General features: G+C 75.7%; 18 protein-coding genes. 10 read left to right on the top strand and 8 right to left on the bottom strand.

Annotated features, from left to right (window positions below):
* Positions 1 to 109 precede the first annotated feature (109 nt).
* Positions 110 to 1,207: a galactose-1-phosphate uridylyltransferase gene (gene galT / locus ACK586_RS07160; protein ID WP_409329771.1), complete on the top strand. Its 1,098-nt coding sequence runs from the start codon at positions 110 to 112 to the stop codon at positions 1,205 to 1,207.
* Positions 1,204 to 2,373, top strand: a complete 1,170-nt coding sequence (gene galK / locus ACK586_RS07155; RefSeq protein ID WP_409329770.1) for a galactokinase — start codon at positions 1,204 to 1,206, stop codon at positions 2,371 to 2,373. The genes galT and galK overlap by 4 nt, the downstream gene beginning before the upstream one ends.
* Before the next feature lie 148 nt (positions 2,374 to 2,521).
* Here galK and ACK586_RS07150 read toward each other — a convergent pair whose 3' ends face one another.
* Positions 2,522 to 3,655: a sulfite oxidase gene (locus ACK586_RS07150; protein WP_409329769.1), complete on the bottom strand. Its 1,134-nt coding sequence runs from the start codon at positions 3,653 to 3,655 to the stop codon at positions 2,522 to 2,524.
* 59 nt (positions 3,656 to 3,714) lie between these two features.
* On the bottom strand, positions 3,715 to 4,416 hold the full coding sequence (locus ACK586_RS07145; RefSeq protein ID WP_409329768.1) for an IclR family transcriptional regulator: 702 nt from the start codon (positions 4,414 to 4,416) through the stop codon (positions 3,715 to 3,717).
* 65 nt (positions 4,417 to 4,481) lie between these two features.
* Between ACK586_RS07145 and leuC the strand changes: the two genes are divergently transcribed.
* Positions 4,482 to 5,894 carry a 3-isopropylmalate dehydratase large subunit gene (gene leuC / locus ACK586_RS07140; RefSeq protein WP_409329767.1) on the top strand — a complete coding sequence of 471 codons (1,413 nt, stop codon included), beginning with the start codon at positions 4,482 to 4,484 and terminating at the stop codon, positions 5,892 to 5,894.
* Positions 5,895 to 5,911: 17 nt separating this feature from the next.
* Positions 5,912 to 6,526 (top strand): 3-isopropylmalate dehydratase small subunit, encoded by a 615-nt coding sequence (gene leuD, locus ACK586_RS07135; protein WP_409329766.1) that lies wholly within the window; start codon positions 5,912 to 5,914, stop codon positions 6,524 to 6,526.
* 22 nt (positions 6,527 to 6,548) lie between these two features.
* Here the strand turns inward: leuD and ACK586_RS07130 are convergent, their stop codons facing one another.
* The 3 genes from ACK586_RS07130 to cofC are packed head-to-tail and all read right to left on the bottom strand — an operon-like array spanning position 6,549 to position 10,374.
* Positions 6,549 to 7,574 (bottom strand): NUDIX hydrolase, encoded by a 1,026-nt coding sequence (locus tag ACK586_RS07130; protein ID WP_409329765.1) that lies wholly within the window; start codon positions 7,572 to 7,574, stop codon positions 6,549 to 6,551.
* 7 nt (positions 7,575 to 7,581) lie between these two features.
* Positions 7,582 to 9,666 (bottom strand): RNA degradosome polyphosphate kinase, encoded by a 2,085-nt coding sequence (locus ACK586_RS07125; protein WP_409329764.1) that lies wholly within the window; start codon positions 9,664 to 9,666, stop codon positions 7,582 to 7,584.
* A gap of 57 nt (positions 9,667 to 9,723) precedes the next feature.
* On the bottom strand, positions 9,724 to 10,374 hold the full coding sequence (cofC, locus tag ACK586_RS07120; protein ID WP_409329763.1) for a 2-phospho-L-lactate guanylyltransferase: 651 nt from the start codon (positions 10,372 to 10,374) through the stop codon (positions 9,724 to 9,726).
* Between the two features lie 140 nt (positions 10,375 to 10,514).
* On the opposite strand from cofC, the gene ACK586_RS07115 reads away from it, so the two are divergent.
* The 4 genes from ACK586_RS07115 (at position 10,515) to ACK586_RS07100 (ending at position 15,268) form a co-directional block, all read left to right on the top strand.
* The gene (locus ACK586_RS07115; protein WP_409329762.1) at positions 10,515 to 11,324 is read left to right on the top strand and encodes a lysophospholipid acyltransferase family protein; all 810 of its coding nucleotides are present in this window, start codon (positions 10,515 to 10,517) and stop codon (positions 11,322 to 11,324) included.
* Positions 11,321 to 12,331 carry an NAD(P)H-dependent glycerol-3-phosphate dehydrogenase gene (locus tag ACK586_RS07110; protein ID WP_409329761.1) on the top strand — a complete coding sequence of 337 codons (1,011 nt, stop codon included), beginning with the start codon at positions 11,321 to 11,323 and terminating at the stop codon, positions 12,329 to 12,331. Before ACK586_RS07115 ends, ACK586_RS07110 begins: the two co-directional genes overlap by 4 nt.
* A gap of 70 nt (positions 12,332 to 12,401) precedes the next feature.
* Positions 12,402 to 13,616: a cystathionine gamma-lyase gene (locus ACK586_RS07105; RefSeq protein ID WP_409329760.1), complete on the top strand. Its 1,215-nt coding sequence runs from the start codon at positions 12,402 to 12,404 to the stop codon at positions 13,614 to 13,616.
* Between the two features lie 38 nt (positions 13,617 to 13,654).
* The gene (locus ACK586_RS07100) at positions 13,655 to 15,268 is read left to right on the top strand and encodes a TIGR03767 family metallophosphoesterase (RefSeq protein WP_409329759.1); all 1,614 of its coding nucleotides are present in this window, start codon (positions 13,655 to 13,657) and stop codon (positions 15,266 to 15,268) included.
* 7 nt (positions 15,269 to 15,275) lie between these two features.
* On the opposite strand, the gene ACK586_RS07095 is transcribed toward ACK586_RS07100, so the two are convergent.
* Entirely contained in the window at positions 15,276 to 16,082 is an 807-nt protein-coding gene (locus ACK586_RS07095; RefSeq protein WP_409329758.1) for a CDP-alcohol phosphatidyltransferase family protein, read from the bottom strand.
* Positions 16,083 to 16,158: 76 nt separating this feature from the next.
* Here ACK586_RS07095 and ACK586_RS07090 point away from each other — a divergent pair, with 76 nt between their 5' ends.
* Positions 16,159 to 17,319, top strand: a complete 1,161-nt coding sequence (locus ACK586_RS07090; protein WP_409329757.1) for a D-alanine--D-alanine ligase family protein — start codon at positions 16,159 to 16,161, stop codon at positions 17,317 to 17,319.
* On the top strand, positions 17,316 to 18,005 hold the full coding sequence (locus ACK586_RS07085; RefSeq protein WP_409329756.1) for a hypothetical protein: 690 nt from the start codon (positions 17,316 to 17,318) through the stop codon (positions 18,003 to 18,005). The genes ACK586_RS07090 and ACK586_RS07085 overlap by 4 nt, the downstream gene beginning before the upstream one ends.
* A 3-nt stretch (positions 18,006 to 18,008) precedes the next feature.
* Here ACK586_RS07085 and ACK586_RS07080 read toward each other — a convergent pair whose 3' ends face one another.
* Positions 18,009 to 18,536, bottom strand: coding sequence for a DUF3515 domain-containing protein (locus ACK586_RS07080; RefSeq protein WP_409329755.1), 528 nt, complete (start codon positions 18,534 to 18,536; stop codon positions 18,009 to 18,011).
* A gap of 151 nt (positions 18,537 to 18,687) precedes the next feature.
* Positions 18,688 to 18,921: an Lrp/AsnC ligand binding domain-containing protein gene (locus ACK586_RS07075; RefSeq protein ID WP_409329754.1), complete on the bottom strand. Its 234-nt coding sequence runs from the start codon at positions 18,919 to 18,921 to the stop codon at positions 18,688 to 18,690.
* Positions 18,922 to 19,008: the final 87 nt, after the last annotated feature.

Below are 19,008 nucleotides of genomic sequence, written 5' to 3'. Positions count from 1 at the left end.
CCGTTGCGGGTCCGCGCCGGCCGGACCTGCACGGGCGACCGCCGGACCGCCGGACTAGCGTCGTCCCACGGCGCCGCCCCGCCGGGGCAGCAGGAGGGCGGGTACCGCCGTGATCCGGACGAGTCGTCGGCTGGCCGACGGCCGGGAGATCGTCTACTACGACGTCGACGGCTCCCCGGCCGGTCACGACGCCGAGGACACCCGCGACCTGCCCCCGGTGAGCACCCACTCGCAGCTGCGCTGGGACGCGCTGCTCGGGGAATGGGTCGTCTTCGCCTCCCACCGGCAGTCGCGCACGTTCCTGCCGCCGGCCGACGAGTGCCCGCTGTGCCCGACCCGGCCCGGCCGCCCGCCGACCGAGGTGCCGGAGGCCGACTACCAGGTCGTCGTCTTCGAGAACCGCTTCCCCTCCCTGGCCACCGCCGTGCACGCCGACGTGCCGCCGACCGCCCCCGGCGCGCCCCATGCCGACCGGCGACCCGGGTTCGGCCGCTGCGAGGTCGTCGTCTTCACCAGCGACCACGACCGTGCGCCGGCCGACCTCGACCCCGAGCGCCTGCGGCTGCTGGTCGACGTGTGGGCCGACCGGACCGAGGCCCTGTCGGTCGTCGACGGCATCGAGTACGTCTTCCCGTTCGAGAACCACGGCGAGGAGATCGGGGTGACCCTGGGCCACCCGCACGGGCAGGTCTACGGCTACCCGTACCTCCCGGCGCGGGTGCAGCGGCTGCTGGCCTCGGTCGAGCGGCACCGCGCGGCGACCGGAGGCGACCTGTTCGCCGACGTCGTCGCCGCCGAGCGCGGCGGTCCCCGCGTGGTGGCGACCGACGAGCACTGGACGGCGTTCGTGCCCGCCGCCGCCCGCTGGCCGTACGAGCTGCAGCTGTTCCCGCACCGCCGGGTGCCCGACCTGCCCGCGCTGACCGGCGAGGAGCGCGACTCCCTCGCCCGGCTGCTGCGCGACGCGCTCGGCCGCTTCGCGCACCGCTTCGACGAGCCGATGAACTACATCGCCGCGTGGAACCAGGCCCCCGTGCGGCGCGGACGCGAGGACTGGTGGCTGCACCTGCAGCTGTTCAGCTTCCGCCGCGCTCCCGGCAAGCTGAAGTACCTGGCCGGGTCGGAGTCCGGCATGGGGGCGTTCATCAGCGACACCGACCCCGAGGACGTCGCCGCGCAGCTGCGGGACGTGACGGTGCCCCGGTGACCGCCGACGCCGAGCTCGCCGCGGCAGCCCGGGCCGCCTTCGCCACCGCGTTCGACGCCGCACCCGAGGGGGTCTGGGCGGCTCCGGGGCGGGTCAACGTCATCGGCGAGCACACCGACTACAACGAGGGCTTCGTGCTGCCGGTGGCGCTGGCGCAGACCACCCGCGCAGCGGTCGCCCGCCGCGCCGACGGCCGGGTCGCGCTCGTGTCCGCGCAGCACCCGGACCGGCGGGTGGAGCTGGAGCTGGCCGACCTCGCGCCGGGGAACCCGGGCGGCTGGGCGGGCTACCCTGCCGGCGTGGTGCACGCGCTCCGCGACCGGGTCCCCGGCGGGCTCAGCGTGCTGGTGGACGGCGACGTGCCCGCGGGCATGGGGCTGTCGTCGTCGGCGGCGCTGTCGTGCTCGGTGGCACTGGCCCTGCGCGACCTGGCCGCCCCGGAGCTGGCCGTCGCCGACCTGGTCGACGTCGCCCGGTCGGCGGAGAACGACTTCGTCGGCGCGCCCACCGGCATCCTCGACCAGTCGGCCTCGCTGCTGTGCACCGCCGGGCACGCGCTGTTCCTCGACACCCGCGACCGCAGCACCGAGCAGGTTCCGCTCGACCTCGAGGCGGCCGGGCTGGTCCTGCTCGTCGTCGACACGGGGACGACGCACTCGCACGCCGGCGGCGGCTACGGCGACCGCCGGCGGGAGTGCGAACGAGCCGCCGAGCGACTCGGCGTCACCGCGCTGCGCGACGTCCCCGGCGTCGCGGCCCTGGCGCCGCTGGCCGACGGCACCGACGACGGCGCCGTCCTGCTGCGCCGCGCCCGCCACGTGGTCACCGAGGACGCCCGCGTGCTCGAGGTCGTCGACCTGCTGCGCGGCGCCGGCGACCCGCACGCGGTCGGCCCGGTGCTCACCGCCGGGCACGCCTCGCTGCGCGAGGACTTCCAGATCTCCACGCCGGAGCTCGACGCGTGCGTCGAGGCGGCCGTCGGTGCCGGCGCCGCCGGGGCCCGCATGGTCGGCGGCGGCTTCGGCGGCAGCGCGATCGTGCTGGTCGAGGCGGGGTCCGTCGACCGGGTGACCGAGGTGATCACCCGGCGGTTCCGGGACGAGGGGTTCCGCGCGCCCCGGACCTCCCTCGCCGTGCCGTCCCCGGGGGCCCGCCGGCTGAGCTGAACCCGTCCTCGGGAGACGACGGAGGGTCCGGGCCCCGGCTCTGCACCGGGGACGACGCGGTGCGGTCGGACGTCGGCATCGCGTCCGGCCCGGGTCCGTGCCCGACCGCTCCGGCGCGGCCCCGGGCCACGACGCGGCACCCGCGCGCTCAGCCCTCGAGGACGGTCACCGGCACCCGCTGGACCAGGTTGTTGGCCAGACCCTGGCGGTTCCACTCCTGCTCGAGCGGCTGGGCGCCGGCCTCGTCGGTGGCGCGCACGACCAGTTCGTGCCGGCCGGGGGCCGCCGTCCACGGGGAGGACCAGGCCCGCCAGGCGTAGGGGTGCGCCGGGTCGGCCGGCGCGAGGTCGGCGTCGGCCCAGGTGTGCCCGCCGTCGGTGCTGACCTCGACGGCGGTCACCGGCGCGCGGCCCGACCAGGCGCGGCCGGTGAGGACGACGGTGCCGGGTCGGACGAACCGCTCGCGGGTCATGAAGTCGGGGAAACCGGGCGGGGCGACCAGCGCGCGAGGCCGGATCCGCGTCACCGGCTCGCCGGGGTCGCCGCGATCGGCCTGCAGCCGGTAGGCGGTCGCGTTCTGGAAGCCCTCGAACGGGTGCTCCAGCACCTCGATGCGGGTCACCCACTTCACGTGCGCCATGCCGTACCAGCCCGGGACGACCAGCCGCAGCGGTGCCCCGTGCTGCGGCGGCAGGTCGGCACCGTCCATCTGCCAGGCCAGCAGCACGTCGGGCCGCAGCGCCTCGGCGAGGGGCAGCGCCCGCGCGTAGTCCTGCTCGACGCCGCGCTCCACCCCGTGGTCGGCCCCGGTGACGACCACGTCGACGGCGCGCGGCGAGCCCCCCGCCTCGGCGAGGAGCCCGGCCAGGGGGGTGCCGGTCCAGGCGGCCGTGCCGACCGCCTCGAGCAGCCACGGCTGGCTCACCGGCCGCGGGTCCAACCGGGCGCGGCCGTTGCCGGCGCACTCCAGCGTCACCCGCGAGGTCACCGACGGCCGTGCCCGCAGCGCGGTCAGGTCGGCGGTGAGCGGCCGGTCGACGGCCCCGGTGACCGCCAGCCGCCAGTCCCGCGGGTCGATCGCGGGGATGTCGTAGTGGGTGAGCACGTAGTGCAGGCCCGGCGGCGTCACGTCGGAACGCAGCGCCTCCAACGGCAGGCCGTGGTTCCGGGTGGCCAGCGCCAGCTCGTCCAGCCCGATGCCCTCGCCCGGTCCGGCGATGCGGGCGTGGCCGAGGTCGGGCAGCCCGGCGGTGCGCTGCGTGGTGCGCGCTGCGGTCGTCATGGCCGGTGTGTACGCCCGTCACCGGGCGGCGGGAAGGGCAGTTGGTCGGCCCCTTGCGCTCAGCGGGCGGCGCGGCCGATCGCCCCGGCGGCCTCGAGCACCGCGCTGACCACCTCGGGGGACGGACGGCGGCCCAGCCGCTCGACCGGGCCGCTGATCGACACCGCTCCCAGGACGCCGCCCGTGGCATCGCGCACCGGGGCCGACAGCGAGGCCACCCCGGGCTCCCGCTCGGCGATGCTGTGCGCCCAGCCGCGGCGGCGCACGTCGAGCAGCGTCCGCGCGGTGAAGCTCGCCGAGGGCAGCAGCGGCGTCACCTCCTCGGCGGGCGCGAAGGCGAGCAGAGCGTGCGCCGCCGAGCCCGCCGTCATCGGCAGCCGGGCGCCGACCGGCACGGTGTCGCGCAGGCCGTGGGTCCGCTCGGCGGCCGCGATGCAGACGCGCACGCCACCCTCGCGCACGTAGAACTGCGCGCTCTCCCCGCTCCCGTCGCGCAGCGCAGCCAGGTGCCGGCCGGCGATCTCCGCGAGGTCGGCGCCGGTGCGCCCGAGCTCGGCCAGGCCCGGACCGGGCACCCAGGCCCCGGCCTCGGTGCGCCGGACCAGCCGGTGCCCCTCCAGGGCCACGGCCAGCCGGTGCGCGGTCGCCCGTGGCAGGCCGGTGCGCGCGACGAGCTCGGCGAGGGTGGCCGGCTCGTCGGCCACCGTGCGGAGGATCGCCACTGCTTTGTCCAAGACGGCTACGGGGTTAGGCTGTCCCACACAGCAATACTGGCATCTCACTGGATGGGAAGCCAACCTCACCCGCTCCCCGGAGGGACCGCGCAGTGCCCAAGACCCTGGCCGAGAAGGTCTACGACGCCCACGTCGTGCGCAGCACCGAGGGCGAGCCCGACCTGCTCTACATCGACCTGCACCTCGTGCACGAGGTCACCAGCCCGCAGGCCTTCGACGGGCTGCGGGCCGCCGGGCGCCGGGTGCGCCGTCCCGACCTCACGATGGCGACCGAGGACCACAACGTCCCCACCCTGGACATCCTCGCCCCCATCGCCGACCCGGTGAGCCGCGCCCAGGTGGAGGCGCTGCGCCGCAACGCCGCGGAGTTCGGCATCCGACTCGCACCGATGGGCGACCGGGACCAGGGCATCGTGCACGTCATCGGCCCGCAGCTGGGGCTCACCCAGCCCGGCACGACCATCGTCTGCGGCGACAGCCACACCTCGACCCACGGCGCCTTCGGCGCGCTGGCCTTCGGCATCGGCACCAGCGAGGTCGAGCACGTGCTGGCCACCCAGACCCTGCCGCAGTACCGGCCGAAGCAGATGGCGGTCACCGTCGACGGCGAGCTGCCCCCGGGCGTCTCCGCGAAGGACGTCATCCTCGCCGTGATCGCGCAGATCGGCACCGGCGGCGGCCAGGGCCACGTCATCGAGTACCGCGGCAGCGCCATCGAGAAGATGTCGATGGAGGCGCGGATGACCATCTGCAACATGTCGATCGAGGCCGGCGCCAAGGCGGGGCTGATCGCACCGGACCGGACCACCTTCGAGTTCCTGCAGGGCAGGCCGCACGCGCCGCAGGGTGCCGACTGGGACGCCGCCGTCGAGTACTGGTCGACGCTGCGCACCGACGAGGGCGCCGTCTTCGACCGCGAGGTGCACATCGACGCGGCGTCGCTCACCCCGTTCGTCACCTGGGGCACCAACCCCGGCCAGGGGCTGCCGATCGCCGGGCGGGTGCCCGACCCGGCCGACGTCGCCGACGAGAACGAGCGTCGTGACGTCGAGGGCGCGCTGGCCTACATGGGGCTGACCCCCGGCACGCCGCTGCGCGAGATCGCCGTCGACACCGTCTTCCTCGGGTCGTGCACCAACGGCCGGATCGAGGACCTGCGCGTGGCCGCCGAGCTGCTGCGCGGCAAGCGGATCGACCCCGCCACCCGGATGCTCGTCGTCCCCGGTTCGGTCGCCGTCAAGGCGCAGGCCGAGGCCGAGGGCCTGGACGAGGTGTTCGTGGCGGCCGGCGCCGAGTGGCGCGGCGCGGGGTGCTCGATGTGCCTGGGCATGAACCCCGACCAGCTGGCGCCGGGGGAGCGGTCGGCCTCCACGAGCAACCGCAACTTCCAGGGCCGGCAGGGCAAGGGCGGGCGCACCCACCTGGTCTCGCCGGCCGTCGCGGCGGCCACGGCGCTGACCGGGCACCTCGCCGCGCCCGCCGACCTCGCGTCCGCCGACGCCTGACCCCCGGAGTTCCCGACATGGACGCCTTCACCACCCACACCGGCACCGTCGCACCGCTGCGCCGCAGCAACGTCGACACCGACCAGATCATCCCGGCGGTCTACCTCAAGCGGATCACCCGCACCGGCTTCGAGGACGGCCTGTTCGAGGCCTGGCGGACCAACGAGCCCGACTTCGTGCTCAACCAGCCGCAGTACCAGGGCGCCTCGGTGCTCGTGGCCGGACCGGACTTCGGCACCGGTTCCTCCCGCGAGCACGCCGTCTGGGCGCTGATGGACGGCGGCTTCCGCGCGGTCATCAGCTCGCGGTTCGCCGACATCTTCCGCAACAACTCGACCAAGGCCGGACTGCTCACCGTGCTCCTGCCCCAGCAGGACGTGGAGGCGCTGTGGGCGGCCGCCGAGGCCGACCCCGCGACCGAGGTCACCGTCGACCTGCAGGCCAAGGAGGTCCGGTACCGGGCGGGCGGGGGAGAGCAGCGCACCGTGCCGTTCGAGATCGACGACTACACCCGCTGGCGGCTGCTGGAGGGCCTGGACGACGTCGGCCTCACCGAGCGGCACCTGGCCGACATCGAGGCCTTCGAGGCCGCCCGTCCGGCCTGGAAGCCGGCCGCCCTGCCGGCACGCTGACGGCCGGAGGACCCCCGGCCCCTCACCCGCTCCCGTGCGGCGGACCGCCGCCGGCGTGCGAGTGGTGGGGGGCGGGGTGCCCCTCGGCCGGTGACCCGACGTGGACGCCGGGGCCGTCCGCGTCCGGGTCGGGGGCGAAGTCGCGGTAGTAGTCGGCCAGCAGCGCCCCGGGCCGGCCCCCCAGCACCCAGGTGCTGCCCTTGGACGCCGGCGGCCACAGCGCCCCGGCCAGGCCCGCCCAGCGGACCCCGAGCGCCATGAGCAGCGAGGGGATGGCGCCGCCCTGGCTGCACACCACGGTGACACCGGGGGCCGGGCGCGGCTCGAGGAACCGCTCGACCGCGGCGAGCGCAGCCTGCGGGTCGGCCTGGAACTCCTCCTCGCCGACCTCCGGCAGGGGCTGCACCGGCAGGCCCAGCGCCTCGGCGAGCGGCTCGACCGTCTCGCGGCACCGGGTGCGCTCGGCCGAGAGCACCGCCGTCGGGGCGAACAGCGGCAGGACCCCGGCCAGCCGCCGGGCCTGGCGCCGGCCCTTGCCGTCGAGGGGGCGCAGGTCGTCGTCGCCGTCCCACTCCGAGCGGGAACCGGCCCGCGCGTGCCGCACCAGCAGCAGCGTGGGCGAGCGGGGGACGTCGGTGCGCGCCAGGTCGGCCAGCACGGCGCGGTCGTGGCCGTGGGTCACGAGTGCGACCGCGTCGTCGACCGGGAGCCAGCGCAGCTCGTCGGTCTCGTCGCCGGGCTCGAACTCGCCGCCCACGGCCTCCATCAGCCAGTAGTCGACCTGCTTGGTGCCGCCCTCGACCGCGTAGCGGGTGCGCAGGCTGCGGCGGCCGACGACGACGGCCAGCCCGGTCTCCTCGTTCACCTCGCGGACGGCGGTCTCTACGAGCGCCTCGCCCTCGTCGTGCTTGCCCTTGGGCAGCGACCAGTCGTCGTAGCGGGGCCGGTGCACCACGGCGGTCTCGATCCGGCCGTCGCCGGTCCGCCGCCAGACGGCTCCGCCCGCCGCCGCGACGACCCGCTCGGTTGCCGTGTCCGTCGTCCCCACCGGCGCGTCAGCCCACCTGCTCGACGACGGCGGCGACCAGCCCGGCCTGGTGGTCGCGGCCCTCGCGGCGGGTCCAGCGGCCGTCCGGGCCGAGCTGCCAGCAGCCCACGTCGGAGGCCATGGCGGAGTCGAACATCGCCTCCAGCTGCCGCTGGGCGCCGTCCTCGCACACCCGCAGCAGCACCTCCACCCGGCGGTCGAGGTTGCGGTGCATGAGGTCGGCGCTGCCGATCCACCACTCGCCCTCGCCGGCGTTGCGGAAGTGGAAGACGCGGGAGTGCTCGAGGAACCGACCGACGATCGAGTGCACCCGGATGTTCTCCGACAGGCCGGGGAGGCCCGGGCGCAGCGCGCAGATGCCGCGGATGAACAGCTCGACCGGCACGCCCGCGCAGGAGGCGTCGTAGAGCGCGTCGATCACCTTCTCGTCGACCAGCGAGTTCACCTTGATGCGGATGCCCGCCGGGCGGCCCTCCGTGACGTTCCGGGTCTCGCGGCGGATCTTCTCCACCAGCCCCGAGCGCACGCTGTGCGGCGCCACCATGAGCTGGCGGTAGGTCGTCTGCCGCGAGTAGCCGGTGAGGGTGTTGAACAGGTCGGTGAGGTCCGCGCCCACCCGGGGGTCGGCGGTGAGGATGCCGAGGTCCTCGTAGAGCCGCGCGGTCTTCGGGTTGTAGTTCCCGGTGCCGATGTGGCAGTACCGGCGGATGACGCCGCCCTCGCGCCGCACCACCAGCGCGGTCTTGCAGTGCGTCTTCAGCCCCACCAGCCCGTAGACGACGTGGCAGCCGGCGCGCTCCAGCTCGCGGGCCCAGCTGATGTTGGCCTCCTCGTCGAAGCGCGCCTTGATCTCGACGAGGACGACGACCTGCTTGCCGGCCTGCGCCGCCTCGATCAGCGCGTTGACGATCGGGGAGTCACCCGACGTCCGGTACAGCGTCTGCTTGATGGCCAGCACGTCCGGGTCTGCGGCCGCCTGCTCGATGAACCGCTGCACGCTCGTGGCGAACGAGTGGTAGGGGTGGTGCACCAGCACGTCGCCCTCGCGGAGGGTCGCGAAGACGCTCTTGGGGGTCTCGCCCTCGCTCAACCGCGGGTGGGTGGCCGGGACGAACGGCTCGTCCTTGAGCTCGGGCCGGTCCAGGTCGTACAGGGCCATCAGGGCGGCCAGGTCCAGCAGGCCCGGGACGGTGACGACGTCCTGCGGGCTGACCTCGAGCTCGGAGACCAGGACGTCGAGGATCCGCGGGTCCATCGTCTCGTGGACCTCCAGGCGCACCGCCGGGCCGAAGCGGCGGCGCGCCAGCTCCCGCTCGAGGGCCTGCAGGAGGTCCTCGTCGCGGTCCTCCTCCACCTCGAGGTCGGCGTTGCGGGTGACGCGGAACACGTGGTGGTCGAGCACGTCCAGGCCCGGGAAGAGCTGGGGCAGGTGCGCGGCGATGAGGTCCTCCAGCGGGAGGAACGTGGCCTGCGAGTCGGCCGCGCCCACCTGGACGAACCGGGGCACGTTGTTGGGCACCTTGAGCCGGGCGAACCGGGGGGCGCCGGTGTCGGGGTCGCGCACGGAGACGGCGAGGTTGAGCGACAGCCCGCTGATGTAGGGGAACGGGTGCGCCGGGTCGACCGCGAGCGGGGTCAGCACGGGGAAGACCTGGTCGCGGAAGTACTCGCGCAGCCGCAACGCGTCGCTGTCGGCCAGCTCGTCCCAGTGCACGATGCGGATGCCGGCCTCCTCCAGCAGGGGCCGCACGTCGCCGGCGAAGCACTCCGCGTGCCGGTGCACCAGCTCCTGGGTCCGCTCGGTGACCCGGGCCAGCTGCTCGCGGATGGTCAGCCCGTCCGGAGAGCGGACCGTCAGGCCGGTGCTCTGCCGGCGCTTGAGGCCGGCGATCCGGACCATGAAGAACTCGTCCAGGTTGCTGGCGAAGATCGCGAGGAACTTCACCCGCTCCAGCAGCGGCGCTCCGTCGTCCTCGGCGAGCTCGAGCACCCGCGCGTTGAAGTCCAGCCACGACAGCTCCCGGTTGAGGAAGCGGTCGGGGGGCAGCTCGGCGCGGGTGGGCGCAGGGCTCTCGGTCGTCGTCTCGGCCACGCGCTCATCGTGCCGCAGGAAGGTGAACGACGAGTGACCGCGCCGCCCCCGCGCAGGTCAGCGCGGGGGTGCGGGCAGGGGCAGGCGGGGCAGCAGGGCCGTGGTGTGGCGTCCGGCACCCAGCCGCACCGCCTCGGCCAGGTCCTCGGGGGTGTCCACGTCGCGGCGCAGGCCCGGCCAGTCGCCGGCCAGCGGCACGGCGCCGCCGGCGGCGTGCGCCGCGGCCGACCCGGGCCCGAACTGCGGGCCGAGGTCCCCGGCGACGGTGGTCAGCAGGGTGGTGCCGGTTCCCGCGGCGTCGGCGACCAGGCCCCGCGCGGCGGAGCCGGCCGCCCGCAGCGCCGCGGTGAGCTCGCCGGGCCGCAGCGCGGGCAGGTCCGACGACAGCGCCGCGACGGCGGAGGTTCGGGCGGCCCGCGCGCCGTGCGCGAGGGCCGGGTTGAGGCCGCGGTCGGGCTCGTCGGGCACGGTGCGCGCACCGAGGGCGGTGACCAGGGCGGCTGCGCTCGGGTCGTCGGTCACCACGACGACGTCGACGACGGCCACGTCGGCGGGGCCGTCCGCGGCGGCCAGCGCGGCGCCGACGGTGTCGGCCAGCAGCGCGAGGACCAGGTCGCGGTGCAGGTCGCCCGCGCCCGCCGTGAGGGGGGCCAGCCGGGTCTTGGCCACCGTCAGCCGCTTGGCCGGGACGACGACGGACCACTCCACGGCCACAATGTCAGCACACCAGCCGCCCCGCCGGCGGCGGGCAGGGGGTGACTCGGGGTGGACGGGGGCGACCCCGTGGGACGGCGGCGCGGGGCCAGGGGCGATCATGGCCGGGATCACAGCGAGGGAGAGGGGTGCCGGTGACCCAGGAGACGTCCCGGGATGCGGCGGGTGGACGGGCGCTGCGGCCGTCGAAGTGGCGGACCCGGGGCCACCTCCCGTTCGCCCTCTGGCTGGCGGTCGTGCTGGTCTACCCGACGGCGTCGCTGCTCTACAAGCTGCGCTACCGGCACGGGGACCGGCTGCCGGCGACGGGGCCGGTGCTCCTGGTCGTCAACCACGTCTCGGTGCTGGACCCGCTGGCCTGCGCCCGGCTGGCCTGGGACCACGGCCGCGTGCCGCACTTCCTCATCAAGGACGCGGTCTTCCGGGGCGTCATCGGCACCCTGCTGCGGCAGGCCGGTCAGATCCCGGTCGCCCGCGGTTCGGTGAACGCCGCGCGGTCGCTGGACCTGGCACGGACCGACCTCGAGGAGGGCAACCTGGTGGTGATCTACCCGGAGGGCTCGGTCACGCGCGACCCGGACTGGTGGCCCATGCAGTCGCGCACCGGCGTCGCCCGGCTGGCGCTCACCTCCGACGCCCCGGTCGTGCCGGTCGCCCAGTGGGGGCCGCAGCGGGTGCACGACTACCACACGAAGAAGCTGCACCTGCGCCCCCGGCGTCCCGCCGACTACCTGGTCGGCGAGCCGGTCGACCTGACGGCGGTACGTGCCGAGGTGCGGGCCGGCCGGCCCCTGACGCCGGACCTGCTGCGCGAGACCACCGACCTGATCATGGGCCGGGTGCGCGACCAGCTCGCGGAGCTGCGCGGCGAGCCCGCGCCGCTGGGCTTCGCCCCGCGGCCGCAGCGCCGGCTGCCCGGCGACCTGCCGGGGACCGCGGCGTGAGCGGGGCCGGTGCGACCCGGGCCGCCGTGCTCGGCGCCGGGTCCTGGGGGACGACGTTCGCCAAGGTGCTGGCCGACGCCGGGTGCGCGGTGACGCTGCACGCCCGGCGGTCCGAGCTCGTCGCGGCCATCACCGCCGACGGCGAGAACGCCGACTACCTGCCGGGCGTCCGGCTGCCGGCCTCGCTGCGGGCCACCACCGACGCAGCCGAGGCGCTCGAGGGCGCCGACGTCGTGGTGCTCGCCGTGCCCTCGCAGTCGCTGCGCGACAACCTCACCGCCTGGGCGCCGCTGCTCCCGCCCGGTGCGAGCCTGCTGTCGCTGATGAAGGGCATCGAGCTGGGCAGCACCAAGCGGATGAGCGAGGTCATCTGCGAGGTCACCGGCGCCGGGCCGGAGCGCGTCGCGGTGCTGTCGGGGCCCAACCTCGCCCGGGAGATCGCCGAGGAGCAGCCCGCGGCCACGGTGATCGCCTGTCCGGACCACGAGCGGGCGGCGGCGATCCAGGCCGCCTGCCACACGCCGTACTTCCGGCCGTACACCAACACCGATCTGATCGGCTGCGAGCTCGGCGGGGCGGTGAAGAACGTCATCGCGCTGGCCTGCGGCGTCGCCGAGGGCATGGGGTTCGGCGACAACACCCGCGCGTCCCTGATCACCCGCGGGCTGGCCGAGACCGCCCGCCTGGGGGCCGCGCTGGGGGCGGAGCTGACCACCTTCGCGGGGCTGGCCGGTCTGGGCGACCTCGTGGCCACCTGCAGCTCACCGCTGTCCCGCAACCGCACCTTCGGGGAGAAGCTGGGCCGGGGGATGTCGCTGGAGGAGGTGCAGCGCAGCACCCGCCAGACCGCCGAGGGCGTGAAGAGCTGCCGGCCGGTGCTGGACCTGGGCCGTGCGCACGGGGTCGACATGCCGATCACCGAGGCGGTCGTCCGGGTGTGCCACGAGGGCGTGACCGCGGCGCAGATGGTGAAGGAGATCATGAGTCGAGAGGCCAAGCCGGAATGACCCGGCGCGCCCGGCCGAGCGGGGCCGGGACCGGAGGCCGGCGGCCGCGCACGGACGGGGCGGAACCGGCGTGACGGGGGACCCGGTGCCCGCCGGCTGGGGCGACGGCACCCGGTCGGTCAGGGCGGGGGAGGACCCGGCGGTACCCGGCGCGCCGCTGCGTCCCTCCCCGGTCTTCGCCGCCCCGTTCCACCTCGGTGACCGGCCGCCGCGGGCCAGCGGCGCCGACGCCTACGCCCGCACCGAGCACCCGACGCTGCGGGTGCTGGAGGGCGCCCTCGGCGAGCTCGACGGCGGCCGCTGCCTGTCCTTCGCGACCGGGATGGCCGCCATCAGCGCCGCCGTCCTCGCGGTGACCGCGGCGGGGGACCGCGTCGTGCTGCCCTCCGACGGCTACTACGCCACCCGCGTGCTCGGCGGCGAGGAGCTGACCCGGTTCGGGCTCGAGGTCGCCTACGTGCCGACCCCCGAGGTCGAGGCGTACGCGGCGCGGGGCGGCCTGCGCGGGGCGCGGCTGGTGCTGCTGGAGACGCCGAGCAACCCGCAGCTGGACGTGTGCGACATCGCCGCCGTCGCCTCGGCCGCCCGCGACGCCGGTGCGCTCGTCGCCGTCGACAACACCACGGCCACCCCGCTGGGCCAGCGGCCGCTGGCACTCGGCGCGCACATGACGGTCGGCTCGGACACCAAGGCGCTCACCGGGCACAGCGACCTGCTGCTGGGGCACGTCAGCACGACCGACGACGCCCTCTACGACCGGCTCAAGGGCTGGCGCGACCGCACCGGTGGCACGCCGGGACCGTTCGAGGCGTGGCTGGGTCACCGCTCCATGGCGACGCTGGACCTGCGGCTGGCCCGACAGGCGGCGACCGCCCGGGCCGTCGCCGAGCTGCTGGCCGCGCACCCCGGCGTGACCGGCGTCCGCTGGCCGTGGCTGGCCGGGGACCCGTCCCGGGCGCTCGCCGCGCGGCAGATGCTGCGCCCGCACGGCGTGGTCTCGGCGGTGCTGCCCGACGAGGCGGCGGTGGCCCGGCTGCTGGTGACCGCCCGGTTGTGGGCGGCCGCGACCAGCTTCGGCGGCCTGCACAGCACGGTCGACCGCCGCGCGCAGTGGGGCGGGGACGCCGTCCCGCCCGGCTTCGTGCGGTTCTCCTGCGGGATCGAGGACACCGTCGACGTGGTGGCCGACCTGGCGGCCGCGCTGGACGCCGCGCTGGACCCGGCGCACGGGGGTATCGCGCTGGACCCGGCGCACGGGGGCAACGCCGTCGGAGGTGCCCGCTGAGCCGCACCACGCTGGACCGGGTCCTGGGCGCCGGTGAGGTGCTGCGGATCGGCCGGGACAGCCCCTACCACGCGCTGGCCTGGCAGCCCGGCGAGCCGCACCGGGTGCGCCGGGAGCTGGTCGGCGGGTCATGGGAGGCGCCGCGCACCGGCGTCGAGTCGATCGCGTGCCTCGCGCACGTGACGGACATGCAGCTGGCCGACGTCTGCTCCCCGGCCCGCTTCGAGTTCTTCAACCGGTTCGCCGCCGACCCGCGCATGGCGGCGCTGGTGCCGATGCAGCGGCCGCAGGAGGCGCTCACCGCGCACGCGATCGACGCGCTGGTGCGCACCCTCAACGCCGTCCCCGGCGGGCCGCGCACCGGCCATCCGCTGCAGGTGGTCGTGACCACCGGGGACGCCATCGACAACGCCCAGTGGAACGAGCTGTCGCTGTACCTGGACCTGCTCGCCGGGGGCGTCGTGTACCCCGGCGCGGGCCTGACCGCCTACGACGGCGTGCAGGCGGCGGGCTGGCCGCACGACCTGTTCTGGCGACCCGACGTCGAGGGCGAGCCCGACCTCTTCCGTGACCGGCACGGCTTCCCCCACCGGCCCGGCCTCCTGGAGGCGGCCTTCGCCGGGTTCGCCGCCGAGGGGCTGCGGCTGCCCTGGCTGGGCTGCCACGGCAACCACGAGGCGCTCATCCAGGGCGTCGGTGTGCCCACCCCCGCCCTGCAGGAGTACCTGCTGGCCGACCAGAAGCCGGTCGAGATCGCGCCGGACCTCCCGCTGGAGGACGCCGTCCGGCTGTTCACGCACTCCTCGGAGGTCTTCACCACCGCGCCGTCGCGGCGGGTCGTCCCGCTGGCGGACCGGCGGATCGTGGACCGCCGGTCCTTCGTCGCCGCGCACCTGGCGGACCCCGGCACGCCCGAGGGGCACGGTTTCACCCCGGAGAACTACCGGGACGGGACGGCGTACTACGCCTGGGACGGGCTGCCGGGGATCCGCGTCATCTGCCTGGACACCACCCGCGTCACCGGAGGCAGCGCCGGCTCGGTCGACGCCGTCCAGGCCCGGTGGCTGACCGACCGGCTGCGGGAGGTCTCCTCCTCCCACCTCGAGGCCGATGGCACCCGTGTTCCCACCGGCAACGCCGACCGGCTGGTGGTGCTGCTGTCCCACCACGGCTCCACGACGCTGACCCGGTCGGAGGCCTTCCGCGCCGTCCCCGCCGGCGAGGCGGGCGTGCTGGGCGGCCCCGACCTGGTCGACCTGCTGCACCGCCACCCGAACGTCGTCCTGTGGCTCAACGGGCACACCCACGTCAGCGAGGTGCGCCCCTGGCTGTCGCCCGCCGAGCCCGGCCGCGGGTTCTGGGAGGTGACCACCTGCGCCGTCGTCGACTGGCCCGGTCAGGCCCGGCTGGTGGAGTTCCTCGACAACGGTGACGGCACGCTGTCGCTGGTCTGCACGATGCTCGACCACGACAGCCCGGCCCGGCCGCCGGAGGCGCTGGACCCGGCCGCCCGCGATCCCCGGGCGCTGGCCTCGCTGCACCGGGAGTTGTCGGCCAACGTGCCGTGGGCCGGGCTGCGCTCCGGCCTGGCCGGCGGGCCGCAGGACCGCAACGTCGAGCTCGTCGTGCGCGACCCCCGCCGGCACGACTGACCCCACGTCAGGCGGGGGTGCGCTCCTCCCGGCGGCGGCTCGCCGCCCGCGCGGTCATCCACAGGCTCACGCCCCAGTAGTAGACGACGTAGGCCAGCGACGCCGCGACCACCAGCGGGTGGGGGTCGGGGTACTGCACCAGCAGGACCGCGTACGTGACCGCCCAGACCGCCGACAGCGCCAGGCTCAGCGTCCGCAGCACGCCGCTGCGCGAGGGGTAGAGGAAGCGGATCGGCACGAACACCAGCACCGAGAGGACGATCAGGACGACCGCGACGACCGGCTCGCTCGCGTCGAGCACGATGACGTAGAAGGCGACGACGTTCCAGTAGCTCGGGAAGCCGAGGAACGTGTGGTCGTCGGTCTTCGCGTCGACGCGGCAGAACTGGTAGCTCGACGCCAGCAGCGGCAGCGCCGCCAGCAGCCACCCGGGTGGGCCCTCGGGCAGGTGGCCGGTGGTCCACAGCAGGACGACCGGTGCGAAGACGTAGGTCAGGTAGTCGACGATGTTGTCCAGCAGCGCCCCGTCGAACCAGGGCATCGTCTGCTTGACCCGGGCCCGGCGGGCCAGCATGCCGTCGGTGCCGTCGATGAACAGCGCCGCCAGCCCCAGCCACAGCGCAGCCTCGACCTCGCCCTCGATCGCCGCGATCACGATGGCGAAGCCGACGACCGTGCCGAGGGCGGTGTAGGCGTGCACGGCGGCGCCGGCCAGCCGCAGCCCGGGGGAGACCGGCGGACCGGCACCGTCCCCGCCCGCGGGACCGGCGGCTGCCGCGGCAGCGGGCTGCTCGGACGAGGGCGAGGTGGACATCGGCGACGAGGTTCCCACACCGGGACGGACCCGGCCGTCCGAGCCGTGGCGGGCCGCTCGACTAGGGTCCGTGCCGATGAGCGGACAGGCACGGAAGCTGCGCGTCGCGGTGGTGTTCGGCGGTCGCAGCGCCGAGCACTCGATCTCCTGCGTGTCGGCCGGGAGCGTCATCGCGGCCCTGGACCCCGACCGCTACGAGGTCGTCCCGGTGGGCATCGCGCGCGACGGCCGGTGGGTGCTGCCCGACCCCGGTCAGCGGATGGCGATCGCCGGTGGCGAGCTGCCCGAGGTGACCGGCGGGACGGCGGTGTCGCTGGTCGGCGACCCGGCCGGCCGCGGGCTGGCCGTGCTGGACGTGACGGCCGCGGTCGGGCCGCCGCTGACCGAGGTCGACGTCGTCTTTCCGGTGCTGCACGGCGCCTACGGTGAGGACGGCACGATCCAGGGGCTGCTGGAGATGAGCGGCCTGCCCTACGTCGGGTCCGGCGTCTTCGCCAGCGCCGCCTCGATGGACAAGGAGTTCACCAAGAAGCTGCTGGCCGCCGCCGGGCTGCCGCAGGGCGACCACGTCGTCCTCCGGGACGCCTCCGGGGCGCTGTGCCCGGACCCGGCGGTGCTGGACGAGGCCGCCCGGGCGCGGCTGGGCCTGCCGGTGTTCGTCAAGCCCTCCCGCGCCGGATCGAGCATCGGCATCAGCAAGGTCACCGACTGGGCGCAGTTCCCCGAGGCCGTGGCGACCGCCGCGGCGGTCGACCGCAAGGTGGTGGTCGAGGCCGCCGTCCCGGGCCGGGAGATCGAGTGCGGGGTGCTCGCCGGGCGTCCCGGCGGCCTGCCGGAGGCCAGCCTGCCGGCCGAGATCCGGCTCCGGCCGGGCACCGACTGGTACGACTTCGACGCCAAGTACCTCGAGGACGCCGTCGAGTTCGACGTGCCCGCCGACCTGACCCCGGAGCAGACCCGGCTGGTGCAGGCGACGGCCACCCGCGCCTACCTGGCGATGGACTGCCGCGGGCTGGCGCGGGTCGACTTCTTCCTCGGGGACGGTCCCGACGGGCGGGAGCGGCTGGTGATCAACGAGGTGAACACCATGCCCGGGTTCACCCCGATCTCGATGTTCCCGCGGATGTGGGCGGCCAGCGGCGTGGCCTATCCGGAGCTGGTCGACCGGCTGGTGGCCGCCGCGCTGGCCGAGCCCGCGGGGCCGTCCGCGGGCGGTGGTCCCCGGACCGGTCGGTGAGCCGGCGGCGGTCCGTGCGGCCGGCCGCCCCGCTGCTCGCCGCCGTGCTCGCCGCCGCTGCCGCGTGCGGCTCCGGGGCCGCGGACGACGAGGGCGAGGGCGAGGCCGCCTCCTCCGCGGCGGACGTGGCCGCGCCGGCCACCCCCGGCACCGCGGCCGAGCTGGCCTCCCTCGTGGTCCCGGAGGTGCCCTCGGGCCTGGCCCGGGTCCCCGACGCCGACGTCGACCCGCCGGCGGGGCAGAAGTCGATCGACGACGTCGCGGGCTACGCCGACGACCCCGCCTACGAGCGCCAGGTGCTGGAGGACTTCGGCTACCTGCACGGCTGGGAGCGGTTCTGGGGAACGCCCGGCGGGCGCGCCACGACCGTCTTCGTCGACCAGTTCGCCGACGCCTCGGGCGCAGCCGCCTACGCCGAGGACCTCGCCGGCGACGGCGCGGTGTACTACGCCGGCGCGCTCGAGCACGACCCGGCCGAGCTGCCCGACGGCTGCCGGCTGCTCACCGTGCTCCGGCCCGACCCGGCGACCCGGGTCCCGGGCCCGGCGGCCTTCGCCTGGTGCGCCCACGGCGTGTTCAGCGTGGCGGTCAGCGCCGTCACCGAGCCGGCCGGCGGGTCGCTCGAGGAGGCCACCGAGGAGGTCGCCGCGGTGGTGGCCGAGCAGCTGGACCGGCTGCCCGCGTGAGCCTCAGCCGCCGGGCCGCGGCTCCTGGTACGGCAGGGTGGCGGTGATCAGCGGGCCGAGCGCGATCGCCGGCGCGCTGCTGACGTCGGCCGGGACGGCGAGCTCGACGTACACGGTGCGGTCGACGACCGTCCAGACGTACCGGTCGGGGTCGGAGTCGTCGACGAACCAGGACACGCCGTTCAGCTCGAACAGCTGGGGTCCGCCGACCACGAACCCGGCCGGGCGCTCGACGCCGCAGCGCAGGACCACCGGCGGCTCGCCCCAGGCGTAGGCGTAGGGGGTGTCCGACCGCACCCGCCGCGACGGCTGGCCGGCGAGCTCGACCGGCAGGTCGGTCATGAACGCCGGGCAGGCGGCGTCGGCCTCGGCCGTGACCGGCGGCACCGGCACCTCCAGCACCGGCAGGTCGCCCCGCGCGGTGGCGGCCGGGCCGTCGACGCGGGCGGGGGAGTCGTCGCCGTCGTCCCCGCCGCCGCGGTTGGCCAGCACGAGCAGCACCACGAGCAGCGGGACGACGAGCACGGTCACCGCGAGCGCCGCGCGCCGCAGCGGATCGGCCGGCGGCGTCCCCCCAGGCGGCGTCCCCCCAGGTGGTGTCTCCCCGGGTGGCGTCTCCCCGGGTGGCGGCGCGTCCCCGGGCGCCGGGCCGGCCGCGGGGCGGTCGTCCTCGCTCAGCGGCTCAGATGTTGACGACGGGGCAGGTCAGCGTCCGGGTGATGCCGTCCACCGACTGCACCCGCGCGACGACCAGGCGGCCGAGCTCGTCGACGGTCTCGGCCTCGGCGCGCACGATGACGTCGTAGGGGCCCGTCACGTCCTCGGCCTTGGTGACCCCCGCGATCTCGGCGATCGTCGTGGCGACCTGCGCGGCCTTGCCGACCTCGGTCTGGATCAGGATGTAGGCGTGGACCACGGGATGACCTTCCTCGGGCAGCGCTGCCGCCGGCGTGCACCCACCGGCCGGCGGGTCGGACCGCAACCTACCCCAGTGACGAGGGGC

The sequence above is a fragment of the Trujillonella humicola genome, from assembly GCF_046233715.1.
Classification (GTDB): domain Bacteria; phylum Actinomycetota; class Actinomycetes; order Mycobacteriales; family Geodermatophilaceae; genus Trujillonella; species Trujillonella humicola.
The sequence above is the reverse complement of the archived record's forward strand: the minus strand, read 5'-3'. Positions and strand labels throughout refer to the sequence as shown.